This is a genomic window from Marinobacter nitratireducens, assembly GCF_000708045.1.
GTDB lineage: Bacteria > Pseudomonadota > Gammaproteobacteria > Pseudomonadales > Oleiphilaceae > Marinobacter > Marinobacter nitratireducens.
On sequence record NZ_ANIE01000005.1, the window covers coordinates 105,592 to 130,313 of the forward strand.

The following is a 24,722-nucleotide window of genomic DNA, read 5'->3' on the forward strand; positions in this document are numbered from 1 at the left end:
AACGGCTCTACTGCATCGCATCCGGGGTGTACCAGAATTTGTCGGCTATCTCGTTCAGGGACCGGTAAGCCTCGGGAGTCTCCAGGGAGATAATGATGCGTCGATTCAATTGGCTTCGGGTGAGTGCTTCGTGGATGCGGGGGGCCGTTGTAAAATGCCGATCGAGCGCTCCCATTTCGTAGGCCCGGGCAAACCCATCGGTCAGAATTCGGTGCAGGTCGCTGCGCGCCGGATTGACGAACAGGAAGTAGTCATAGCGAAAGCGCAGGGCGATGTCCGGGACAATGGCGAGTCCCTGGTTCTGAGGTTTGCGGAGTTCTTCGTAAACCTCCTGAACCCCACGGTGAAAGGCATCGAACCGGCCGCGTTTGAGCATTGGCCACAGGTTGGCGTATTGGGAAATGCTGAGAGTCAGACCATTGGCCTCGAGATAATCGTTATCGGGCCAGCCAATTCCACTGCCTATAACAATGTTTTGGAGGTCTTCCACGGTGCGTATCCGGGACAGCGCCTCGATATGCTCTTGTGGCGCAACCAGTAATCGGTATCCCAGAAGCCCACGCGTCATCGGTACGTCTACTCTCAGGAATCGGGACTCCCGTTCAGGGCTGTAGCCGCTGAAAAACACATTAATTTGCCCTCTTCCCTCTTCCAGGAGTCTGAAAATCCGGTTTTGGGGGGCGTCCCACAATGGTACAAGTATCAGTTCATGGTCGCCTGGTGCGTACTCTAGGGCTAACCGGATGACCGAGATTTCGTAGGCAAAAACGTCTCTATCGCCATGCAGCAAGCCTAAACGGAAGGTCTCGGCGCGCAGAGTGGCCGACAGGGTAAGCGTTAGAGATAGCGCTATCAGGGTTCGAAACATGGGGTCAGTTCCCGGTTAGACATGACAAAGTGTAGCCTATTGGAACAGACCAAGTTGGGGTGGCTTCGTTTCCAGGGGGAGTTCCGGGAAGCCGCAACGCCGTTCTTTCAGGAGTTTGGCCCAAAGCCTGGCGAGTTCGAGCGCGTCATCGTTGTTGGGCATGTGCATGAAAATAAAAGGGCGCATTCCCCGGTCCAGCCAGTCAACAACCCGGTTTACCCAGGGGAGGAGAAATGCACGGTTCAGAGCGAGATCCGGATGGCCGATAAAGCGGACAACGGGGGGCGCCTCTGTCGGTAGCACGTGGACCGGAACGTCTGGCTTCTTCCGTTGTGCTTCCCGGGTTGCTTCATCTGTCGGGGCCGCTGAAAACAACGCTCGGCTGTCAAAGCAGACCCTTGATGTATTCCGGTCCCGGAGCCCCCGGTTGAGCGCTCTCTCGTCATCTCCCTTCTCGAAAAATGCGGGATTCCTGACCTCAACCGCACAGACTACGGGCTCCGGAAGTGCGTCGAGAAAGCGCCAAAGGTCGTCAAGGTGGGAAGGGCCGAACGCAGCGGGAAGTTGAACAAGCAAGGGGCCGAGCACATCGTTCAGGGGCGCCAGAGTGCGGAGAAAGCTGAGGGCTTCGTCACCGACCTTTGCAAGCAGCCGGTCATGGGTAATCTGGCGGGGGAACTTGAACAGGAAGCGAAAGTCGTCAGGTACCTGGGCTCGCCATTGCTCGCATTGGGCCAGGGTGGGTGTGGAGTAGAATGTTGTATTGCCCTCCACGCAATTAAACACCGCGCTGTACCGTTCAAGGGGGCTTCCGCCCGCCGGCAGCAGAGCCCGCCACGCGGGAGATTGCCATTGCGGGCAGCCCAGGAAATACGGCAGCGTCATGATGCGGTCGGGACTGAAAAGTGGTGCGCTTTCACGACCTGAGTCTCCACATGGACGTGCTGAATGCCCAGCTTAAACCTCACATTGGCGTTTGCGATGCTGTTCTGAATCAGCGTATAGGCGTCGTGTTCGTCGTCGGGAAGCACGGAGAGCAGCAATGCCATGACGGACTCCTTGTGAATCTCGCCATCATAGTCTGATTTGAACGCCGGCCCGTCATCGGCCCAGTACCCGGTGAGTACCGGCAGCCCGGCCCCAGCGGTTCTGGTGACACCCCCAAACCTCTGGGTGAGTCGCTCGGCAATGAAATCGCCGGTTGCGTCCATTTGCTCGGGTGGTACAGAGAGCAGGACGAGAAAACGGATCCGGGTGTTTTCAGTCACAGGGGGCCTCAAATATTATCGCTTTGCCAGGTAAATATAGGCAAAAACCAGGATCAAAAGCAGGGACGACAGGCCAATGGAGCCATCCGGTGGCAGCCAGAGGAACGCATCCAGAAGTCCGGGGATGTCGTCCTCCCTGAGGTCTCTGGCGGCGGTTGTCAGGGAAATGAACAGATCCACCAGAGCGACCCCACCAATACCGGCCAGAATCAGCTCTACCGTCTTGTCCACCCGCGACTTGCGTTCGTCCAACAGGCGGGCAATACGGGAGCGAATCAGGTCGGTGCGTTCCAATGCGCTGGCAATCAGGTTGTCGAGCTTCCAGGCCGCACAGGTATCCTCGACAATTCGGGCCCGTTCGCCCTGAACGCCCACCCGGGCCTCGTTGAACTCCAGCCGCGTAAATTCAAGGTGATCGAGACTCAGTGTGACGTCTTTCATCAGTCGATTGAGTTCCCGGTTGCGGGTCCGTCTCGCCCCCAGGAGATCTGTCAGCTGTGAATAGCTCGATTTGAGTATGGAGCCGTAGATAAACAAAATCGCATTGTAGAACTGACAGAGGGACAGGCCTCGAAGCCAGTCATCTCGGATGGCCGCAGACGAGCCACCAGTAATGAGAATGTTGCCCGAGCCCACGTAGTGCCCTTTTTCCCCCAGTTGCTCCCGGGTGCCGGGGAACGATGCCCACTCATGCAATGCCTCTCCCAAGGACGTTGCCAGCACGGATGGGGCGATCGCCGCGTATCGGCCCGTCCATAACACGTGGCTTGGCGGCGCATGCTGACGATCAAACGTGACATCTTTAAACACCTGAAGCTTGTTGGGGTCCCTCAGTTGATGCTCGTTTTGTTGCTGCCTCGATCCGAATCTCGACCGAAAATTCAAACAATATTCATGGAACAGTGGGTAAAGACACAGGTTGTAGATATCGGATGCAAGGTTCGACAGGGTTTTGTCGAGCTCGCCGGAAAGCAGGGCCTGATGAATAGCCGGTAGGTTTGATGGTAGTGAGATATCCAGCTGAAGCAGAGCGATGGTGTCGTCATACAGATAAAGCTGGCAGCAGTCGACAGTGCCGCTCCAGGCTTTTGTTAGCTGTGCCATGGACTCCGATGCCTCGGTACAGGCGCTGGTGTCGACCGTATAACATTCGAAAGGCTGAAAAAACTCCGGCAGGTTGTCATGGTCGAGCGTGCCATAACCGTTGGCCCATGGCCACGGGAATGCCTTCAGGGTATCTGAAGCCCCAAGAAGTGATTCGCTTGGGGGTATGCCCAAGCCACCGGTCTCTTCCCTGAGCGCGTGGGCAGCTCGTTGCTCGCTGTTGGAGCTTATGGGTGTCCTTACAGGCGACAGTGTGGCGATTCTGAATGTGGTTTCTTGTTCCATGCTCATTTTCTTTACAGGGGGTGTCGACAAAGCTTACACATCCAGAGTCCGGTGTATGTAACCGTTATGTTAGCTGATTGATAAAAAGGTGAAAGTACTGAATTGGCCCCTACTTTGCTGAATATATGAACAACGCATATTTCTGTCATGAACACGAAGTAGAGGAAGTCGTTATGTCTCTGTTCAGTCGTCTAGCTGGTCTCAGTGCTTTTACAATGTTGTTTGCTTTCGCCACTCCCGCAAGCGCTAACCTGGTTGTTAACGGTGGTTTTGAAAACCCGGATGTAGCGTCCGGTACCTGGAAATCGTTCGACTCCAGTGACGTGGCCGGCTGGGATGGTAGCCGCATTGAAATCTGGGACAACTATAACGGTGAAACCGCTCACGAGGGCAGCCAGTTCGCTGAACTGAATTCTGACCCGTACACCGGTTCCGCGTTCAGCATTTATCAGGACATTGAAACCGTCATCGGTGAAACCTACGACGTCAGTTTTGCCTACCAGGCGCGCCAGAGCGAACGTGAGTCTTTCGAATTTGCCCTGATCCCTGATGGCAGTGTCGCCAGCACATGGTTGCTTGACGATCACACCACCAGCGGCTGGAGCATTTTCTCTGGCAGCTTCATCGCCAGTGCCATCAACACTCGCCTCATGTTTACATCGGTCACTCCCGAGACCGGAACCATTGGCAACTTCCTGGACGACGTAAAAGTTATCGTCTCTGTTCCGGAGCCCGGAACGCTGGCTCTGTTGGGCCTTGGTCTGATGGGTATGGGCCTGTCGCGCCGGCGCTGAGCCAGACGGACAACACGGATGTATTTGAAAGGGCCGCTTATGCGGCCCTTTTCTGTTTTGGGCGTCAATCCTGTTTTAGGGATTGAAAGTCTGCGGCCGGTGCACCAGAATTCCTTGTCTGAATATGTAAACAAACACTCACTTGAATGAGTGCCAATCACGAGGGAAAGCTGGTGACCGAGCTAGTAACTTACGACCTGAATGACGGCATCGCGACCGTTACGATCAGCAACGGCAAGGCGAATGCCCTGAGCCACGAAGTGTTTGAAGGCCTGAACAAGGCTCTGGATCAGGCAGAGCAGGACAAGGCGATCGTCATCCTGACGGGTCAGCCGGGCGTTTTTTCTGCCGGCTACGATTTGAAAGAGATGCAGAAAGGCCCGAATGAAGCGGCTGCCCTGGTTAAAGTCGGCTCCACCTTCACCCGCCGCCTTGCGGCCTTCCCGCTGCCGGTGATCGGCGCCTGCAGTGGCCATGCGATTGCCAAGGGCGCATTTATCCTGCTTTCTGTGGACTACCGTATTGGCATTGAAGGCCCGTTCAAGCTGGGGCTGAACGAAGTGGCCATTGGCATGACCATGCACCACGCCGGTCTCGAAATTGCCCGCCACCGCCTGGTGCCGGCGCATTTCTACCGTTCCGTTGTGAATGCGGAAATCTACAGCCCGGAAGGTGCGGTTGAGGCCGGATTCCTGGATGAAGCCGTTGCCCAGGACAAGCTGGCCGCGCGGGCACTGGAAGTAGCCAGCTACTTCAAGACCCTGAACATGCGCGCCCATCGCGAAACCAAGGTGAAGGCGAAAGCCGATTACCTGGCAGCGCTGGACAACGCCATCGAAAAGGACGCCGAGAGCCTCGGGCTGAACGGTTGATATGCAGGCCGCCTTCGGGCGGCCTTTGTTTTTCCGGTTAGCGGTTGTCCGGGGTTTCGCGATAGTCAGCGAGGTCGTACCGTTTCTCGTACCACCCGCTATCCCCCGCACACAGCAGTCGGCTCTCCAGTGGCTGGCCCTGATCGTCAAGGGCCAGGGTGCCGATGTTCTTGTCGCTGGTAAGAAAATACCTTTCGCCGTCTGGCAGCAGGTAACGGATCTGCTGGTCGCTCAGACATCGCCCCAGCTTCTCAATCAACCGCAGCCCCACATCCGCGCCGACCGGCGCATTGTTACTTGCACTGCTGCATAGCTGCCAGAATACCGGGCCTTCCTTCAATGGCTGGAAACGGCGGGCGAAGGCGTAATGAACATCCCCCGAAAACACCATGATGTGCTCGACACCGGGAACCCGGAGGCAGGCGTTCTGAAGCGCGTTCAGCGAGGCCTCGTCTGCGGCCCAGGGTTCTCTGTCCAGGGTTCGTTTCAGCATCGGGAACTTGAGTTGCAGGTATTCAATCTGGCTGAACCCGTACATCGGGGTGGGGGATACCAGGATCAGTGTCCTGTTCTCGGGTAAAGCGGCCAGCCGGTTCCCCAGCGCCTCGATTTCCGGATCAGACATCAGCCCGAGTGAGTGTTTGCCGCGCTTGCTGAACGCCCGGTGGGTGCGGGTATCCAGCACCGCGACCGGTGGCGTCTGCTCCAGTTCATAGCCCCAGTACTTTGTGAACAGCCAGGTGTCGAGGGAATAGTCCCGGGAATCGGTCAGGAACGCCTGCAAATCATTCAGCTCTCGTTCGGCTCCGTCGGGGCGGTTCCCCCAGTGCTGGCAGAGGAAATAGGACACCAGAGCGTTTCTCTGGGTATAGCGACCAAGGTCGGTCGTGGTCAAACGGCGATTGTGGGCTTTCGACAGGTTCCAGTCATCGGTGACTTCGTGATCGTCGAAGATCATATAAACGGAGATATTGGCGAACAGCTTCCTCACCTCGTGTCGGGCCGACGTCGCGAAGGCCTGCAAGTTTGAGAGGTCTTCCTCATACGCCGTGAGATCATACTTGTACTGAACCGGCGGCGCCTTGCCGTCCCGGGTGTTCCGGGGATGGGTTGCCAGCCTCGGTTTGAGGGCGTCGTGGCTGGCGAAGTCTGATCCGTCGTCCGGTGCAACCCCGGCGAACGCGAACAGGTACATGCAAAGGTACTCTGAGAGGCTGAGCAGGTGTGAGGATTTTGCCGACGACGTAAAGCCCAGCCCGGCGCGGGTTACCCATTCGCGGGCATCGAGCTTGCCAAGGCGGAAAAGGTCTTTACCGGCGGGGATGTGTTCGAGATCATCTTGGAGTCCCAGCCGGTCTCGGAGTCTGTGCAGGTAATCCAGTAGCAGGGGCGATACGTCGTCTGCGTAGATCTGGTCCCCGGTGAGAAACATCTGGCTCGGCCGTGCGACCGTGCCAAGATTCTGCTGAAGCTGTTCCAGGGCCCGCGCCATCTGGTCCGGCCGGGATGTCTGGTGGCTGGCATGGGGCTTTCTGCAGGACGCCTGTAAAAAGTGTTGATGGATTCGAGGGAGATAAACGCCCGGTAGGGCCTGCCCGCTCAGGCAAAGGGAATCCAGCAACTGGCGGTCACCGAAGGGCTCGCCGTCGACGGTTATCTCGTAGAAAACCTCACCATGCCCATCGCCGAGATCCAGAGCCGCCCGCAACAGGCAGAAAACGCAACGCTCTCCGGCAATAACCTTGGTGGCTTCGGAGTGCGTGCTCAGCGTCTGCTGCTTCTGATCGTCCGCAAAAACGTTGAGTTCGAGTGCGCTGGCAGGGCGGTCCAGCACAAACCAGACATTGAGTTCAGAACGGTTGGCATGGCGCACAACCGGGCCGCATATCATCATGGAAAGGTCCTTTTCCCGTTGGCTGTTTTGTTGTAAATGAGAGGTTACTGCCCTTCTTGGCTGAACTGTGAAACCGCTTTGAATCGGAACAGGGCTGCCAGAATCAGATCCGGGAAGGACTGAATCCGGGTGTTGTATATCCTTGCACTCTCAGTGTAGCTGTCGCGTAGCAGCGACAGGTAATTCTCGGTATCCGCCATCATGGCCATGAATGTCTGGATTATCTCATTGGTTTTCAGGTCCGGATAGTTTTCGACCCGGGCCTGTAAGAACCGTGCAACCTGACGCTCCAGGCCCATGGTTTTTTCCAGTTCGGCGGCAGTCCGACCGGAAGACGGCGGTGTTTGCCGCAGATGAGCGATGACCTTGTGCAGTTTCTTCTCATGGGAGAGGGCGACTTTCACCACGCTCTCAAGGTTCGGCCAGAGATCATGGCGCTGCTGAAGAATGGTGTCGATGTTGGCACGAGCCCGGTCGACCCGGTTCTTGAGAAAAACAATGTCGTTATAGTGCAGTATGCCGGTGTAGATGCTTAGCAGCAGTGGCACCATGAGCGCCGAGAGTATGAGGTTGTCCGGGCTGAATCCCCCGTCGGCTGCGAATAGAGCCGTGGCTGAAAACAGCGTCAGTCCAAGGCTGACGGCGATGCCCGCAAACCCCCGGGCGCCGCGATCCAGTACGATATCCTCTTCGTCCTTGCCGCTGATGAGAAAAGGGGAGTTTTCATCCTGTTGGATGGTGAGTCGATCAGATTGCTGGCGGTCGAGCCCGGCGAAACCCAGGCAGTACACATTCACCAGCGTGTCCAGTAGCCGCACGCTATAGCGCCGATCTCCGCGGATTTCCGAGTGATGCAAGGGGTAATCAATAGAAGCGCCATCCGGAGCCACCAGAACCTGACCTTCGTTATCTTCAAGCCAGAAAGGTACTTGCTCGGTCCGGTGCTCGACCACCTTCCATTTCTCATCTTTTCCGGACCCCCGCTTCTCTTCGACCTTGTAGTCGAACGCAACGCACTTCTGGTCGTTCAGTGGATCGCGAAGCGGGGGATACTGATCGTCTGTGTCCACCATGCCTTTGAGCTCGGATAGCCCGAAACTCAGACCGCGAGTGCTGCTGGTAGGCACTGCTTCAATCAGTCGCTTCAGCTTCACGGTGCGAATAGCGAAGATCAGGCAGATCAGAGCTAGCACCACACTCCCGGCCGCCAGAGCTCTGCTGGTCCAGGTGTGTTGATAACGGGCATCGGGTTGGTTTTCCACAATGGCTTGAGCCCGAGCTGTAGTTTCTGCATTCAGCTCTGGCAGTGGAAGACGGTTCTCGACTTCGTTTCTGAACATCCATCGGTCGAGCCAACCGCTGGTACTCAAACGGATTAGCTGTTTCAGGGCGGCAACGTCGGCCAGGGCAAGAGTTTGCTGTTTGGCGCTATCGAGCTGCTGATATCGGGTTTCATACAGTGCTGCTATAGCCTGCCATTCGTGTCTGAGCTTGGTAATGCCCAGCGTCGACAGCGTGCCGCCGACGGCCAGGGACATAATCACCACGTAGACCCAGAATCGGTGGATACGAATCAGCGGCAGCAGTAGGGCAAGCCCAAGCGCGAGCAGCCCGGTGGCGATGGAAATCCGCAGGGCGGCTCCGAATAGCCGGTCGCCGCTATCGCTGCCCTGTGCACTGGTGGATACCAGTGTGGGCAGGTTGAACTGGGTCATTTCCTGAAGATTGATAGACTGATCTACCTCTGAGTAGTTGCCGATCACCCGTACCGTGTCTCCGGGCCGCAGTGCCCATTCGGAATAGATCTTTGAGCCGGATTTCCGGCGATAGGTGCGATGGATATTCCATTCAGCGGTGGACAGATCAAAGCCTGGGGTGATGGTTGTGTTCCCGGATTGATCGTCGAGCACAAAGCTGGAACCGGATTGTCCGGAATCCAGAGTGCGCACACGCCGGTCACCGTCCGAATCCCTGTACTCTTCTTCGAGTTTGTAGCGGTAATACACGGCTTCCGTTGCGGAGTATGGCGTTTTTGTGGTGCCAAGGCGGCCATTCACGGTTCCGGCGACTGCGTAAGGGCCCTGTGTCAGCGCGGCGATGGGGGTTTGGGGGAGGCGTTCCATTTGCCGTGCCTCGGTTAACTGCTGAAGCCCTGCATTCATCAGGAAATAGCAGCCTGCAAGGCAGGAGAGTGCAATGACGGCCGTAAATACGCGGCCTGGAGTGCTGGCGATGTTGATGCGCCGCATGGCAATAATCCTTTTACCGATCCCGAAAACACACAGAGTATATCGGATCGTGGTAGCCTTCCGTCAGATCAAGCAAAGAGAGCGGACAACATGTCAGCAATGAACAGCAAACCGATTTCGGCGTCGGCTATCGAAAAGCATGTCTACAAGGTGTTTCCCAACGACATGAACGCCCACAATACCGTGTTCGGAGGTATGATCATGGCCAAGTGTGACCGCCTGGCCCTGGTGGTGGCGGAGCGGCATTCCGCCCATGTGTGTGTCACCGCGTCGGTAGACTCCATCCACTTCCGCGCCCCCGCAAAAGGTAATGACACACTGCTGTTCAGCCTGTCACTCAACCGCAGCTGGGGCTCATCCATGGAGATTGGGGCCAGGGTTGAGGCAGAGAACAGCTACACCGGAGACACCCGCCACATACTGTCCGCGTTCTTCACGTTTGTAGCCCTGGACGAGAACGACAATCCTGTTGACGTTCCAAAGGCCATTCCGGAGACGGAGGAGCAGAAGCGCCGTTACGAGAATGCGGAAATCCGGCGGGAAGGGCGGCTGAAAACCCGCGAGCAACTGGTGCGTGCCGAGGACAAGTCCTGAGGCTGGATCTCGCCAAGCGTCGCGAGTCGTGGTAAATAAGCAGCCCCAAGAGCAAAAATTCGGAGTTTCCAATGCCAAAAGCGAGTGAGATCAAAAAGAACCAGGCGGTTGAATACCAGGGCCGGGTCTATTTCGTAAAGGATATCGAGCGTTCCGTTCCCCAGGGCCGTGCCGGTGGCAGTCTCTATCGCATGCGCATGTACGATGTGGTGACCAAGCAGAAGCTGGACGAAACCTTCAAGGATTCTGACATGCTCAACCTGGCGGATCTGGTGCGGCGCCCGGCCACGTTCTCCTACGCGGATGGCGACGAGTATGTCTTCATGGATTCCGAAGACTACACCCAGTACATGCTCAACCGGGACGCGATCGAAGATGAGCTGCTATTCATCACTGAGGATACCGAAAACCTGATGGTGGTGCTGGTCAGTGATTCTCCGGTAGGGCTGGACCTGCCTCCCACCGTTGAACTGGTCATCGAGGAGACCGATCCATCGATTAAAGGCGGCTCCGCAACCGCTCGGACCAAGCCGGCTCACCTGACGACCGGCCTGGTCGTGCAGGTACCGGAACATATCTCCACCGGTGACCGTATCAAGATCAACGTTGAAGAGCGTAAGTTCCTGAGCCGGGCCTGATCACCGTATATGCTCCGGGAGGAGGTTCGTTCTCCCGGGGCCCATCTTCTGCTCCCTTCCAAAGGCCGTTCTGGGCCTCCAGTTCGCCGGTGGCTCTCACGAAATGTGGCAAGCAGCGGCCAGGCGTCTAATCTGTAACTAACAGCCAACACCGCCTTGTCCAGAGAAGCGCGAAAAATGCCCAGTAATTACGGAACTCTTGTGTCCGCGAACCAGAGCGGTTCCCTTGCCGATAAACTGGCCCATCTGCATCGGTCCACCCAAGAGCATTTTCCTTTCATCACCAGAGTCTCTCTTGCGCTCTACGATCAGGAAACCGATCTGATAAGAACGTTCGTCTACAGCGGCGATGTGTCGCCACTGAATCATTACCAGGCACGCCTGAGTGCATGCCATTCTCTGAACCAGCTGGCCATCAATAACACCGTGAGATTGGAGCAGGACCTTGCCGTGTTTTCGGATAGCAAGCACATTCATGCCCAGAAAATTTACGCCGCAGGTTACCGAGGCAGTTACACCGTACCGGTGAACTGTGCGGGGGAATTGGTCGGATTTGTGTTTTTTAATGCGGACAGGGAAGGCGCTTTCTCGCAGGAATGTATTGATCGGCTGGATCTGGTGGCGGACCTGATCGGTATGTTGATGCATACATCGCTGATCAGTATACGGACCCTGATGTCGACCGTTCAATCTGCAATCGATCTGACCCAGTTTCGGGATCCGGAAACCGGTGCCCACCTGCACCGGATGTCTCGCTATGCACGGACCATTGCCAGATCACTGATGCGTGAATCGGACAGCGACGATCAGTTCAGCGAATACCTTTACCTGTTTGCTCCCCTCCACGACATCGGCAAGATTACGATTCCGGACAATGTTCTCCTCAAGCCCGGCAAGCTGACGGAGGAAGAGTTCGAAGTGATGAAAACCCACCCAGAAAATGGGGGGGAGCTTGCCAAACGACTTGTCCGTAATTTCAAGCTCGACAAGCTCAAGTACCTTGATGTGTTGCTCAATATCATTGTTCACCATCATGAAGCCTGGAACGGCGAAGGCTATCCGGACGGCCTGGCCGGAGACGACATCCCTCTTGAGGCAAGGATCGTAGCGGTGGCTGATGTGTATGATGCGCTGACCAGCAAGCGTCCCTACAAGGAGGCCTGGTCGCAGGAAGAGGCGCTAAGCGAGATGAGGCGCATGTCGGGCGAAAAGCTTGATCCGAGCTGTGTGCAGGCTTTGATTGAGAATCTGGGGGAGATATCGAGGATTCAGAAGTCTTTCCCCGACAACACCTGACAGCCGTTCACCGCCTGCTTAAAGCAGCGGTGAACGAAGCCTTAACGGGTGTTATGAAAGGTGGTGTACCTCCTGCAGACCGTAAACCGGTGTGTGCAGACCTTCCATTCGTGCTTTCAACTGCAGGGCCAGGTAAAGCGAGTAGTGACGCGACTGATGCAGGTTTCCGCCGTGGAACCAGAGGTTTTCCTGCTGGGTCGGTTTCCACATGTTACGCAGTTCGCCTTCCCAGGGGCCCGGGTCCTTGGTGGTGTCTGAGCCCAGGCCCCAGCATTTGCCCACTTTGTCCGCGACCTCCTGGGAGATTATCCTGGCGGCCCAGCCGTTCATGGAACCAAAACCGGTGGCGTAGACAATCAGATCCGCGGGCAGTTCTGTTCCGTCTGTCAGTGTCACCGAGTTCGGGTTGATGCGCTCGATCGTCACACCGCTTTTGAGCTTGATTTCCCCCTGGGCCACCAACTCAGAGGCACCAACGTCGATGTAGTAGCCTGAGCCGCGGCGCAGATACTTGAGAAACAGTCCCGAGCCGTCGTCGCCGAAGTCGAGCATGAAGCCTGCCTTCTCAAGCCTGTTGTAAAAGTCGGCGTCCTGTTCCCGAGCCTGCTCGTAAACCGGTTTATGGAACTCCGGCATGACGCGGTAGGGCAGGGAGGCAAAGGTCAGGTCGGCCTTCTCGGTGGTAACGCCGTTTTGTACAGCCTCTTCCGAGTAGAGGCCGCCAAGCGCCAGGTCCATCAGGGTGTCGGACTTGATGATGTGGGTGGAGGAGCGCTGGATCATGGTTACATCCGCATCGTTTTCCCACAGGGCGGCACAGATATCGTGCGCGGAGTTGTTGGCCCCGAGGACAATGCACTTCTTGCCTTTGTAAGCTTCGCCTCCGGGGTGCTTGCTGGAGTGGTGCTGTTCACCCTTAAAGGTTTCCATGCCCGGGATATCCGGGATGTTGGGCATGCCTGACATTCCGGTAGCCATTACCAGTTGCGTCGGGCGCAGCGTGATGTGCTCGCCATCCCGTATTACGTTCACTACCCACTCCTGGTTGGCTTCGTCGTAGCTCGCACTGGTGCACTCGGTGGAACTCCAGTAATTCAGCTCCATGATTTTGGTGTACATCTCCAGCCAGTCACCGATCTTGTCCTTGGGGCAGAAGACGGGCCAGTGGTCCGGGAAAGGGAGGTAAGGCATATGGTCGTACCATACCGGGTCATGCAGGCAGAGGGATTTGTACCGGTTGCGCCACGAGTCGCCTGGGTTGGGGTTACGTTCGATGACAATCGTTGGCACATCCAGCTGGCGCAAGCGCGCTCCAAGCCCGATGCCACCCTGGCCGCCGCCGATGATGACGCAATAGGGTTGGCGGGTATAACCCAGCTCCCGCTCTTCCTGCTGGCGGGCCTCCAGCCAGGTCTGACGGGATTTGCTGGCACCATGTTGGGCTCCCTTCGGGCGCAGGAATTTGCGTTTTTCCGGAAATTCCCTGAGTTCCTGCATGGTGGTGAGCAGGGTCCAGGCTTTGCCGTCCCTGAGCCGGAGTTGGCCTTTGCCGAGCGCATCGGACGTTTCGAACGTAATCCAGGCTTCCACCACGCCGTCCTGCTCGGTGGCATCTTCCAGCAGCTGCCAGTTGTGTGGACGCCTGTCAGCGGCGGTTTTGGACAGCATATCCCGGATTTCTTCGTGGCCTTCCATGGTTTTGATGTTCCAGGTCATGGCGACCAGATCGCGCCAGAATCCACCTTCCTCAAAATGTTCGGCCGCCTGTTCCGGTGATTCCGACTGGAGGGTTTCAGAAAAGCTTGCCAGCCATTGCTCAACCTTCTGGTTGGGGGTGTATTGCGTCATTGCTGTTCTCCACTGTTGCATTGTTTTTGTTCGCAAGGGGGACTGAGCATGAGCTATGCCAAAGTGAGGGTCTGGCTATTGATGGCTCTTTATCTATCTGAATTAAATGCGGAAAAATCTTGTTCGTGCCTCTGGGTGTGTTGTTTTTCGGACCGCTGGGGCCCTGGAAATGATTACGGGTGTCACGGCTTTCAGGAGGCCGTGCTTTACAGGTGTAACATTCGTGACCGGTACCAAGGGAGGATGTTGAGGCCGGTTGAAAGGTATAAGGTGGTAGTCAGTTGCAGCAGGAACTCTGAAACATAAAAACAAAAGAACCGAACGGTTCTGGAGCTGTGTATGACCACCACGCAACTGGCGCAACACCATCATATTGATGCCATCCTCAGCTACGCAGAGGATGACCTGCGGACCGGAACCCTGCCGGGAGAGTTGATTGGCAGGTCCTGGAAGCGCTGTATTCAGCAATACGGTCTGGACCCGAGCCGCCCGCGAAGCGCCCGTATTGTGACTCACCAGACGCTTCGGGAGCACCAGGACTCTGTTGACGAGTTCCTGAACGTTGCCCGCGCCGGGGTTGAACAGCTTTACGGCATGGTTGCCCAGTTAGGCTATGTTCTGCTGCTGACGGACCACCGGGGTATCACCGTCCAGTATCTTGGCAACAAGCATTCGGACCGGAGGTTGCGTCAGGCAGGCCTCTATCTCGGTGCTGACTGGAGTGAACAGTACGCGGGAACCTGCGCCGTTGGTACCTGCATAGAAGAACACGAGGCGCTGACCTGTCACAGGGTGGACCACTTCGACGCCACCCACATTGAGCTGACCTGCACGTCTGCTCCGATTCGGGATCCTTCCGGAAAGCTGCTGGCGGTGCTGGATATTTCCGCTCTGGATTCGCCCCATGCGCGTCATAGCCAGACCTTTGCCCTGAATCTCACCCAGCTATACGCCAGGATGATTGAGGACGCGTACTTCCTGCGCCGGTATCGCAACCAGGTGATTTTCCGCTGTGACGCTTCCCGGGAATTTGTCCAGGTAAATGGCCAGTATCTGTTCGCGATTGATGAACAGGGGCGGGTTGAAGCCAGTAACACTGCGGGGCGCGATTTAATCGCAGACACCCCGTTTGATGCCGGGCAGGACGGCAAGCCGGCGCTCACCCAGTTGTTCGAGTGCCAGCTTGAGGATATCTGGAGTATTCCATTTGATCAGGACGATCAGGTTCGTGCCTTCCGCCACCAGGGAAGTGGAGCCACCTTTTTTGCAGCCCTGGTCCAGCCCTGTAATGCCAGGTCGAGGAAAACGGATGAGGAATCGCCGGATACCCGGGAGGCCGTTCCCGAACTGGACGCGCTGGCGGCGGATGATCCGGTCATGCGCCGCACACTGGGCCTTGCCCGGCGTTTGCGTAACCGGGATGTCGGGCTGCTCATCCTGGGTGAGACCGGGACGGGGAAGGAGGTTCTGGCCCGGGCGATTCACGACTCGAGTCATCGAAGCAAGCGGGGTTTTGTTGCCGTCAACTGCGCCGCCATCCCGGAATCGCTGATTGAAAGCGAACTGTTTGGTTACGTCAGTGGTGCCTTTACAGGCGCCAGGGCCAAGGGGATGAGGGGGCTGATCCAGCAGGCGGACGGCGGCACGCTGTTTCTGGACGAGATCGGGGATATGCCGCTTCAGCTACAGACGCGTTTGCTCCGGGTCCTGTCGGAAGGCGAAATACTGCCGATCGGGGCGGATGCACCGGTGCGAATCAATTGCCGGGTGATCGCCGCCACGCATCAGAACCTCGAGGAGCTCATCCGCACGGGGGAATTCCGGGCGGACCTCTATTACCGGCTGAATGGCGCAACCCTGCGCCTGCCCCCGTTGCGACAACGAGCCGACCGGCAGTATGTGATTCAATCGGTGCTCAATAAACTGGTGTCCGATGGAGGGTTGCCCGATATCAGGCTCAGGGCTGATGCCATGAGCGCTATGCTCGCCTATCGGTGGCCGGGAAACATCCGGCAACTGGTTAACGCCCTTGCATTCGCCGAAGCAACGTCCGAGGGGGCGGAGATCACGGCATCGGATTTGCCCGAGGAGTGTGTGGAGGGGCAGGGCTCACCCATCACGCTCGAGGATTCCCTTGCAGAGAGCAAAAGCCCCCTTGAGGAGGCCTTGCAGGAGTGCCACTGGAATATTTCGAGAGTCGCCCGGCGCTTTGGTGTGTCTCGCCCCACCGTCTACCGCTGGATGAGCCGGCAGGGGATTGAACTCCCCAGGTTCCTGGGTAAAGCAGAGGCGCCGGGTTCACAGGATTGATTACAGCCCGGCGTCTTTCACGCTCTCCATCACCACAAAGGTACTGGTCTGCAAAACGTGTGGCAGGCTGGATATCTGCTCTCCCAACACCTGTCGGTACTCGGCCATATTCCGGGTACGGATTTTCAGAAGGTAGTCGAAGTTCGCCGCCATCATGTGGCACTGGTCCACCGCCGAGATCTGGCGTACGGCCTCGTTAAAGGCCGCCAGCGCCTTGCTGCTGGTGTCGTTCAGAGTCACCTGGGCAAAAGCGACATGGCTGAGCCCGAGTTTGGTCTGGTTGACGAGGGTGGTGTAGCCGGTGATGTAGCCTTGCTCCTCCAATCGGCGCATCCGAACCTGGCAAGGCGTTTTGGACAGCCCCACCCGAGTTGCCAGTTCAGTTACCGTAATCCGGGAGTTTTTCTGCAATTCCCGGAGAATGGAGTGATCTATCCTGTCCAGTTCGACCATAAATCTGATGCCTGTCGAGATATGCGCCTGAAGGTGGCTATTAATATAATCAAAATAACTGATTTTTTAAACTATATGGTCAAAGCGACTTTCGGGGTTTCAGTATACTGAAGTGCACATCCATCAATATCGCCCTGTTGATCTCCCGGAGAAACCTGATGACCGATTCCCGCCCCATACAACAACAAAGTCTGCTGGAACAGCTCGCCGATGCCCTTGAACACAACAATATCGAGACCGATGAATCGCTGGACCTTCGCAAAGTGGTGGCAAGCATGATGGAGGAGTCCCGTTGCTGGGACGACGATCTTCATACGCGGCTTGTTGAGGAATTGGGCGTGGCCCAGGGTGGCCGGACGGCTCAGATGTTCAGCGGCAGCTTCCCCTCTTCGTACCGTGCCCGTTTCCCGGTGACAGAAGCACTGCATGATATTCAACAGATCCAGTCGATAGCCGTTGCCTCTGATGTGCCCATGTACTTCTATCAGGCCAAAGACGCCAAACCGGGCGAATTGTATTTCAAACTCTACAGTCAGGGCCGTCCTGTCATTCTCTCGGATGTGATTCCGATACTGGAAAATCTTGGGATGAGGGTTGTTGGGGAGCATCCCTACAGAATTACACGCAGGGATGGAGAGCAGTTCGGCGTCAGCGATTTTACGGTGACTTTCCAGTCCCGGGGTAGTGACGAGGATATCGGGGCTTATGTCGCGTTGATCCAGGAGGCCTTCCGGGAAATCTGGAACGGATTCGCGGAGAGCGACGAATTCAACCAGCTGGTCATGGCGGCAGGTCTTGGCTGGAGGCAGGTGGTTCTATTAAGAGCGTATGCACGCTATATCAAGCAGCTCCGCTTCGGATTCAGCCAGCCATTTATTGCCGATACCCTGCTGCGCCATCTGGATATTACCGTGAATCTTGTCGACCTGTTTGATGCCAGATTCCAGCCAGGTTCCATGACCATGGGGGAGCGCGAGGCGCGGTGTGCACAGTTGGAGCAGGGTGTTATGGCCGCTCTCGAGCAGGTCGACAGCCTTGATGACGACCGGATTCTGCGCCGGTTCCTCGCGCTGATCAAAGCGACGCTGCGAACCAACTTCTATCAGCCCGACGAGTCAGGGCACCCAAAGGGATATCTCTCGTTCAAGATTAATCCAACTTCCATTGCGGATATTCCAAAACCGAGACCCCGGTTCGAGATCTTTGTGTACTCACCCCGGGTAGAAGGCGTCCACCTCAGGGCTGGCCGGGTCGCCCGGGGCGGGTTGCGCTGGTCTGATCGAATCGAAGATTACCGAACGGAAATCCTCGGCCTGGTCAAAGCCCAGCAGGTGAAAAACTCAGTCATTGTGCCAGTGGGGGCCAAGGGCGGGTTTATTGTCAAAAAGACGCCAAAGGATGCTTCCCGGGAGGCACTGAGGGCGGAGGGTGTTGCCTGTTACCAGACCTTTATCCGCGGGCTCCTGGACGTTACCGATAACCTCGAGGGCGATGCGGTCGTGCCGCCGGTCAAGGTGGTTCGCCACGATGAGGATGATCCTTATCTGGTCGTTGCGGCGGACAAAGGAACGGCCACGTTCTCGGATATCGCCAACCAGCTGGCCGAGGAATACGGTTTCTGGCTGGGAGATGCGTTCGCATCCGGCGGCAGTGAGGGCTACGACCATAAGAAAATGGGCATCACGGCCCGTGGTGCCTGGGAGTCGGTGAAACGGCATTTCCTGGAAAAAGGCATCGACACCCAGGCTGAGGATTTCACCGTGGTCGGTGTCGGGGATATGGCCGGTGATGTGTTCGGCAATGGCATGCTGTTGTCCGAACACATCCGACTGATCGGGGCATTCAACCACCTGCACATATTTGTGGATCCGACTCCGGACGCCAGGGTGTCATTTGCCGAGCGCCAGCGTCTGTTTGCTTTGCCGGCGTCTTCGTGGACCGACTATGACCGATCACTGATCAGTGCCGGTGGCGGGGTATTTCCACGCTCTGCCAAGTCGATCCCGGTATCGGAGGAAATGCGTAAGGCTCTGGCGATTGATGCCCGGCAGGTAACGCCCAGTGAGCTCATCCAGGCTCTGCTCAGGGCTCCGGTGGATTTGATCTGGAATGGCGGTATCGGAACCTACGTTAAAGCGTACGGTGAATCCCATGAGTCAGTGGGTGACCGTTCCAACGATGCTGTTCGCGTGGATAGCAGCGCCCTGAGGTGCCGGGTACTGGGGGAGGGCGGAAACCTCGGTTTCACCCAGCTTGGGCGCACGGCCTTCGATCGGGCCGGCGGTTCCGCCAATACCGACTTCATTGACAATGCGGGAGGTGTGGACTGCTCGGATCATGAAGTGAATATCAAGATTCTTCTCAACCAGCAGGTTGCTGCAGGGCAGCTGACCCTGGCAGCTCGCAATCGACTGCTCAAAGCCATGACGCAGGAAGTGGCAGAACTGGTATTGCAGAACAACTATCGGCAGACCATGGCCCTCAGTCTTGCCTGCTCAGGAAAAGCCGGCTCTCAGGATAGCTACGAGCGCCTGATGCGTCGGCTTGAGGCCGATGGTCGTCTGGACCGGGCGCTGGAGTTCCTGCCAGACGATGACCAGTTGCGGGAACGTCGTGAGCGCAATGAAGGCTTCACTCGTCCGGAGTTGGCGGTGCTGTTGTCCTACGCAAAAATTGAGTTAAAACAGGCCCTGCTGGCTGCGCCGATCGTTCATGACCCGAAATTTGTAGCTGCCCTGTATTCGGCGTTTCCCGAGTCTCTGTGCGCCTCGTTTCCTGAGGCGATTGAAACCCATCCATTGCGGGCGGAGATTTCAGCGACCCAGATTGCCAATGACATGGTCAACCGCATGGGCATTACCTGGTTGGAGCAGATCCGAAATGCCACTGGCGCAGATCACGGGCGCATCGCCGCCGCGTACCTGATCTCGGTGGATATTCATGACGTAAACCAGCGTTGGGAGGCCATTGAGGCCCTCGATGGGAAAATTGCGGCAAAGGTTCAGGCTTCGCTGTTCGGTGACGTTATCAGCCTGGTGTCCCGGAGTACCAGTTGGCTCCTTTATAACCGCCACCTTGCGCTGGATCCGGCAGAGTGTATGGCTCGTTACCAGCCGCTGCTGGCCGGTGTTCTTGCCTCACCAGGGCGACTTTCGTCGGTGATACCTGAAAGTCGTTGGTTTGAGCACTATGCTGAGTACAGGGAGCAGAAGGTCCCGGAAACGCTGGCGGTGTACTGCGCTTCTGCCGAAAGCCGGTACTGGTTGATGGATATGATCGAGATATCCCTTCAGCTTGGTCAGGATCTGGAGTCGGTAGCCTGGGTCTATTTCAGGTTGGGCGAGAGCCTCAACCTGATATGGCTGGATCGTCAGATGCGGGCCTATCGGGCCAGCGGCCACTGGCAGTTGATGGCGACCGTACATTTCCGGGATGAGTTGGACCATCAGCTACGTCTGCTCACCGCGAGTGTCCTGACCTCAGGAGGAGGGGCTGAGGGTGAGGCTGCGGGAGAGCCCGCCCACAGGTTGGAAGCGTGGCGTGATGCTCGTCAACCAACGCTCGCGCGATGGCAGAAAATGCTCGGTGAGATGCAAATGACCAGCGACGTCGATTGCGCGGTATTTTCAGTGGCGCACAGCGTTCTCAGGGAGCTGTCCCTTGAAATTTGCTGATCAGCAATATGTTTAATGGCTAAAAAATACTGCAAGTAAAGTCATCATGTTTTAATTGAAGGATTAATAAAGTCTAAACGCACTGTCAGATTCTTTTTAATGGAGGAATCGTCTTTTTCATTCTCGGTAGAATGCGAAACAGAGAAGACTAACAGCTAAATAAGAGGGTACAACTATGAGACCGCAGCAATCCGTGAATCCGGACCTGAACTTTAATCGCCAGGCGATCCGTCAGAACTATCTGGCGGATGAGTACGAGGTGATTCATTCGTTGATTGCTGACGCTCAGTTGTCCCAGGCCGAGCGCGAAGCGATATCTGCTCGCGCCGCTGACCTGGTGCGTAGCGTCCGCAAGAACGCCCGCCCAACCATTATGGAAAAATTTCTGGCGGAGTACGGACTGACAACCAAGGAAGGCGTTGCGCTGATGTGTCTGGCTGAAGCCCTGTTGCGGGTGCCGGATAACCTCACGATACACGATCTCATCGAAGACAAGATTACCTCCGGTAACTGGGGGGCTCATGTTGGTAAGGCGCAATCTGGCATGATCAACACCGCTACCATGGCGCTGCTGATGACCAGCAACCTGCTTAAGGACTCAGAGCGTCAGAGCGTTGGCGAAACACTTCGCAAGCTGGTCAAACGAATGGGCGAGCCGGTGGTTCGAACCGTCGCCGGACAAGCCATGAAGGAAATGGGGCGTCAGTTCGTTCTGGGGCGGGATATTGAAGAAGCCCAGGATCGCGGTGAAGCTCAGGTCCAGCGCGGCTACACCTACTCCTATGACATGCTCGGTGAAGCTGCGCGTACGGATGCGGATGCCGTTCGTTACTTCAATGCCTACTCGAATGCCATCGACAGCATCGCCAAGAACTGTCAGGGCGATGTGCGCACGAATCCGGGTATTTCGGTAAAGCTTTCTGCCCTCCATGCCCGTTACGAGTACGGCAACAGGGATCGGGTCATGAAGGAGCTTGCACCGCGAGCCCTTGAACTCGCCAAAAAGGCCGCCAGGGCCAACATGGGGTTCAATATCGATGCCGAGGAGCAAGATCGTCTGGACCTGTCTCTGGATGTCATCGAGGCGGTCCTGTCTGACCCGGAACTGGCGGGCTGGAACGGCTTTGGAATTGTTGTTCAGGCCTTTGGCAAGCGCTCTGCACAGACTCTGAACTGGCTCTATGCTCTGTCTGAGAAGCTGGATCGTCGCATCATGGTGCGGCTGGTCAAGGGTGCCTATTGGGACGCCGAGATCAAGCGTGCTCAGGTGATGGGGCTCTCGGATTTTCCGGTGTTTACCCGCAAGGCGTGCAGTGACGTGTCATATCTGGCCTGCGCAAAGCAGCTGCTGGGCATGACCGACCGTATCTATCCCCAGTTCGCGACCCACAATGCCCATTCCGTGTCGGCAGTGCTTGAGCTGGCGAAGGATCTGGATCGATCGGCATTCGAGTTCCAGCGTTTGCACGGCATGGGCGAGTCCCTGCACGACCAGGTCATCGCCGACAGTGGTGTACCTTGCCGGATCTACGCCCCGGTGGGTGCTCACAGTGACCTGTTGGCCTATCTGGTGCGTCGCCTCCTCGAGAATGGCGCCAACAGTTCGTTCGTGAACCAGATTGTGGATACCCGCATCACACCGGAAGAAATCGCGAAGGATCCGATCGATGCCGTCAATGCCCTGGGCGAGAACATCTCCTCGAAGGCCATCGTGCGGCCTGAAAAGCTCTTCGGCGATCAGCGTCGTAACTCCAAAGGTTGGGACATCACCGATCCGGTGACCATTGCCGAGGTGGAGCAAGGACGTGGTCAGTACCGAGAGTTTCGTTGGAAAGGTGGCCCGGTGATGGCGGTCGATTCCTCCAGCGATAATATGGTAGAGGTTCGCAACCCGGCGAACCCCGATGACCTTGTGGGTGAAATTACCTTTGCTTCCGAAGCCGATGTCAGTGCGGCTCTGGACGCTGCCAGTGAGGGCTTTAAGAGCTGGTCTTCGGTGCCTGCGGAAGAGCGTGCAGCGATCATCCGGAGAGTGGGGGATCTGTATGAAGAGAATGCCCACGAGCTGTTCGCACTGACCACTCGCGAGGCCGGGAAATCCCTGCTGGATGCGGTGGCGGAAATCCGTGAGGCCGTCGATTTCGCGATGTTCTATGCCAACGAAGGTGTCCGCTACCAGAACGACGGCGAGGCGCGTGGCGTGATCTGCTGTATCTCACCCTGGAACTTCCCGTTGGCCATCTTTACCGGCCAGATTCTGGCGAACCTGGCGGCGGGCAATGCGGTGGTTGCGAAGCCTGCCGAACAGACTTCCTTGTTGGCCGTCCGTGCTGCTGAGCTGATGCTTGAGGCTGGTATTCCCCGGGCTGCCATGCAGTTGCTGCCGGGTACTGGTGCAACCGTTGGTTCGGCGCTCACCTCCGATCCTCGCGTGGCCGGTGTTTGCTTTACCGGATCGACTGCAACGGCTCAACGCATTAACAAAGTGATGACGGACAACATGGATCCGGATGCGCCCCTGGTTGCGGAAACCGGTGGCCTGAACGCCATGATTGTGGATTCCACGGCGCTGCCGGAACAGGTGGTGAGAGACGTGCTGGCGTCGTCATTCCAGAGCGCCGGTCAGCGCTGCTCTGCCCTGCGCATGCTCTATGTGCAGAAGGACATCGCCGATCACCTGCTGGAGATGCTCTACGGGGCCATGGAGGAGCTGGGCATAGGTGACCCCTGGTTGCTGTCTACGGACGTTGGGCCGGTGATCGACGAAAATGCCCGCAAGAAGATCGTGGATCACTGCAACAAGTTCGAGGCGAAAGGACAGCTTCTGAAGAAGCTTGATGTGCCGCAAAATGGCTTGTTTGTTTCGCCCGCGGTTCTCAAGGTGAACGGCATTGAGGACATGGAGGAAGAGATCTTCGGTCCGGTCCTGCACGTGGCTACCTTTGAAGCGAAAGACATCGACAAGGTGGTGGATGCGGTCAATGCGAAAGGTTACGGTCTGACGTTCGGCGTTCACAGCCGTGTGGATCGCCGGATTGCCCGTATCACCAGTCGTATCAAGGTTGGCAATACCTACGTTAACCGTAACCAGATTGGTGCGATTGTTGGCTCCCAGCCGTTCGGTGGTGAAGGTTTGTCCGGCACCGGGCCCAAGGCCGGTGGACCGCACTATGTGCGTCGGTTCATGAAGGGCGAGACGATCAGCAAGCCCGCCCAGTCCAGCGGTAAGGTACTGTCTGCGGATCGTGTCCAGAAACTGATCGGCAAGCTGGATTCCCTGACGGCTCCGCAGCCACAGGAACGTCAGCAAATCCTGAAACCGTTCTTTGGTGACGTGCCGGCTCCTCTGGATGCCGGGTACGAGGAGATGCCGGGGCCTACTGGTGAGCAGAACCATCTGTCTGACCATGCCCGTGGCGTGATCCTTTGCCTGGGGCCCGATGCCGAGTCTGCGATGGAGCAGGCTGCCACGGCGCTATCACAGGGCAACAAGGTGGTTGTGATTGCTCCGGATGTGGAAAAGCAGGCTGAGGGCGCGGTGAAGGCCGGGTTGCCGATTGTGGCAGCAAATGGCGTGTTGGACCCTGATGCACTGGCGACATTGACCGGATTCGAGGCCGTGGTCAGTGTGGCCGAGCGTTCGCTGCTGAAGCAGTATCGGGAAGCTCTAGCCCAGCGTGATGGGGCACTGCTGCCGATCATCACCGAGCACAAGCTGGACCAACGGTTCGTGATTGAACGCCACCTCTGTGTGGATACCACGGCGGCAGGTGGTAACGCCAGCCTGATTGCCGCTTCGGAGTAAGCGACCGCTGCTCGACGCTACGCCGTTCGGAATTACCGAGCGGCGTAGCGTTCGTGGAGAATGCCGACACGCTCTACGTAAGCTTTGGTTTCGGCGTAGGGGGGAACGGTGCCATAGCGGGTCACCGCACCGGGGCCGGCGTTGTAGGCGGCGGTGGCGAGTTTAATATCGCCATCGAATCGCTTCAGCATCCTGGCGAGATAGTTGACGCCGCCCCGGATGTTTTCGGCCGCGATCAGTGCGTTTTTTACGCCCAGTTCATCCGCCGTTCCCGGCATAAGCTGCATCAGGCCTTGCGCACCCACGGGTGAGAGAGCCTTTTCGTTGAAGGCGGATTCGGCGTGGATCACGGCCCGGACCAGCGCCGGATCGACGCCAAACTCACGGGCGGCCGTCCGTATTTCGTTCCGATAGGGCTTGGTGTACAAGGGAGTTTTGCGCCAGTCCACCTTCGAGTTGGGATCACAGGCGTAGCAGTGAAAACGGATCACCTCAAACTCTGCACCGCTGGGCCGGTCGCTGCTGTAGGCAATCACACCATGGTCATCGGTATAGCGGTACACCGTATCATTGCCGGTTGAGGCGCGCGGCTGATCACGTTTGACGTTGGTGAATTCTACCCGGCCATCGTCATGCACAATGCGTTGGATACTGTCGGCCCAGGCTGCGGCCGAACCCAGAAGCAGCGTCGTCGTGATCAATGAAATCAGGGATGTTCTTCCAGTCGCCATGCTTTGCCCGAACAGAGTCTCTTTCAGCCGTTTACGTTG

At 57.1% G+C, this 24,722-nt stretch carries 17 protein-coding genes; 8 read left to right on the forward strand and 9 right to left on the reverse strand.

Annotation, left to right across the window (positions count from 1 at the left end):
• Window positions 1–7 precede the first annotated feature (7 nt).
• The 4 genes from D777_RS07620 to D777_RS07635 are packed head-to-tail and all read right to left on the reverse strand — an operon-like array spanning window position 8 to window position 3,525.
• Complete coding sequence (locus D777_RS07620; protein WP_036130233.1) at window positions 8–868, reverse strand: hypothetical protein; 861 nt, start codon at window positions 866–868, stop codon at window positions 8–10.
• A 36-nt stretch (window positions 869–904) separates the two neighbouring features.
• Window positions 905–1,753 carry a DUF72 domain-containing protein gene (locus tag D777_RS07625; RefSeq protein ID WP_036130235.1) on the reverse strand — a complete coding sequence of 283 codons (849 nt, stop codon included), beginning with the start codon at window positions 1,751–1,753 and terminating at the stop codon, window positions 905–907.
• On the reverse strand, window positions 1,750–2,136 hold the full coding sequence (locus D777_RS07630; protein WP_036130236.1) for a hypothetical protein: 387 nt from the start codon (window positions 2,134–2,136) through the stop codon (window positions 1,750–1,752). The genes D777_RS07625 and D777_RS07630 overlap by 4 nt, the downstream gene beginning before the upstream one ends.
• Before the next feature lie 15 nt (window positions 2,137–2,151).
• Entirely contained in the window at window positions 2,152–3,525 is a 1,374-nt protein-coding gene (locus D777_RS07635; protein WP_036130238.1) for a hypothetical protein, read from the reverse strand.
• A 173-nt stretch (window positions 3,526–3,698) separates the two neighbouring features.
• On the opposite strand from D777_RS07635, the gene D777_RS07640 reads away from it, so the two are divergent.
• Entirely contained in the window at window positions 3,699–4,319 is a 621-nt protein-coding gene (locus D777_RS07640; RefSeq protein ID WP_051669006.1) for a PEP-CTERM sorting domain-containing protein, read from the forward strand.
• A 173-nt stretch (window positions 4,320–4,492) separates the two neighbouring features.
• Window positions 4,493–5,191 carry a crotonase/enoyl-CoA hydratase family protein gene (locus D777_RS07645; RefSeq protein WP_036131170.1) on the forward strand — a complete coding sequence of 233 codons (699 nt, stop codon included), beginning with the start codon at window positions 4,493–4,495 and terminating at the stop codon, window positions 5,189–5,191.
• 37 nt (window positions 5,192–5,228) lie between these two features.
• On the opposite strand, the gene D777_RS07650 is transcribed toward D777_RS07645, so the two are convergent.
• The gene (locus D777_RS07650) at window positions 5,229–7,085 is read right to left on the reverse strand and encodes an alkaline phosphatase D family protein (RefSeq protein ID WP_036130239.1); all 1,857 of its coding nucleotides are present in this window, start codon (window positions 7,083–7,085) and stop codon (window positions 5,229–5,231) included.
• 44 nt (window positions 7,086–7,129) lie between these two features.
• On the reverse strand, window positions 7,130–9,334 hold the full coding sequence (locus tag D777_RS07655) for a LemA family protein (RefSeq protein WP_036130240.1): 2,205 nt from the start codon (window positions 9,332–9,334) through the stop codon (window positions 7,130–7,132).
• A 90-nt stretch (window positions 9,335–9,424) separates the two neighbouring features.
• On the opposite strand from D777_RS07655, the gene D777_RS07660 reads away from it, so the two are divergent.
• From D777_RS07660 to D777_RS07670, 3 genes are all read left to right on the forward strand, one after another.
• Entirely contained in the window at window positions 9,425–9,928 is a 504-nt protein-coding gene (locus D777_RS07660; protein WP_036130243.1) for an acyl-CoA thioesterase, read from the forward strand.
• 71 nt (window positions 9,929–9,999) lie between these two features.
• Complete coding sequence (gene efpL, locus D777_RS07665; RefSeq protein WP_036130246.1) at window positions 10,000–10,566, forward strand: elongation factor P-like protein EfpL; 567 nt, start codon at window positions 10,000–10,002, stop codon at window positions 10,564–10,566.
• Between the two features lie 177 nt (window positions 10,567–10,743).
• Window positions 10,744–11,862 carry an HD-GYP domain-containing protein gene (locus D777_RS07670; protein WP_036130248.1) on the forward strand — a complete coding sequence of 373 codons (1,119 nt, stop codon included), beginning with the start codon at window positions 10,744–10,746 and terminating at the stop codon, window positions 11,860–11,862.
• Between the two features lie 51 nt (window positions 11,863–11,913).
• Here the strand turns inward: D777_RS07670 and D777_RS07675 are convergent, their stop codons facing one another.
• Window positions 11,914–13,710 (reverse strand): flavin-containing monooxygenase, encoded by a 1,797-nt coding sequence (locus D777_RS07675; protein ID WP_036130251.1) that lies wholly within the window; start codon window positions 13,708–13,710, stop codon window positions 11,914–11,916.
• Between the two features lie 339 nt (window positions 13,711–14,049).
• On the opposite strand from D777_RS07675, the gene D777_RS07680 reads away from it, so the two are divergent.
• The gene (locus D777_RS07680) at window positions 14,050–16,020 is read left to right on the forward strand and encodes a sigma-54-dependent Fis family transcriptional regulator (protein WP_036130252.1); all 1,971 of its coding nucleotides are present in this window, start codon (window positions 14,050–14,052) and stop codon (window positions 16,018–16,020) included.
• Here D777_RS07680 and D777_RS07685 read toward each other — a convergent pair whose 3' ends face one another.
• Entirely contained in the window at window positions 16,021–16,473 is a 453-nt protein-coding gene (locus D777_RS07685; RefSeq protein ID WP_036130255.1) for a winged helix-turn-helix transcriptional regulator, read from the reverse strand.
• A 158-nt stretch (window positions 16,474–16,631) separates the two neighbouring features.
• Here D777_RS07685 and D777_RS07690 point away from each other — a divergent pair, with 158 nt between their 5' ends.
• Both D777_RS07690 and putA read left to right on the forward strand, forming a co-directional pair.
• On the forward strand, window positions 16,632–20,147 hold the full coding sequence (locus D777_RS07690; RefSeq protein WP_051669007.1) for an NAD-glutamate dehydrogenase: 3,516 nt from the start codon (window positions 16,632–16,634) through the stop codon (window positions 20,145–20,147).
• A 175-nt stretch (window positions 20,148–20,322) separates the two neighbouring features.
• Window positions 20,323–23,952 carry a bifunctional proline dehydrogenase/L-glutamate gamma-semialdehyde dehydrogenase PutA gene (putA, locus tag D777_RS07695; RefSeq protein WP_036130257.1) on the forward strand — a complete coding sequence of 1,210 codons (3,630 nt, stop codon included), beginning with the start codon at window positions 20,323–20,325 and terminating at the stop codon, window positions 23,950–23,952.
• 32 nt (window positions 23,953–23,984) lie between these two features.
• On the opposite strand, the gene D777_RS07700 is transcribed toward putA, so the two are convergent.
• Complete coding sequence (locus tag D777_RS07700; protein WP_051669008.1) at window positions 23,985–24,683, reverse strand: lytic transglycosylase domain-containing protein; 699 nt, start codon at window positions 24,681–24,683, stop codon at window positions 23,985–23,987.
• Between the last annotated feature and the right edge of the window lie 39 nt (window positions 24,684–24,722).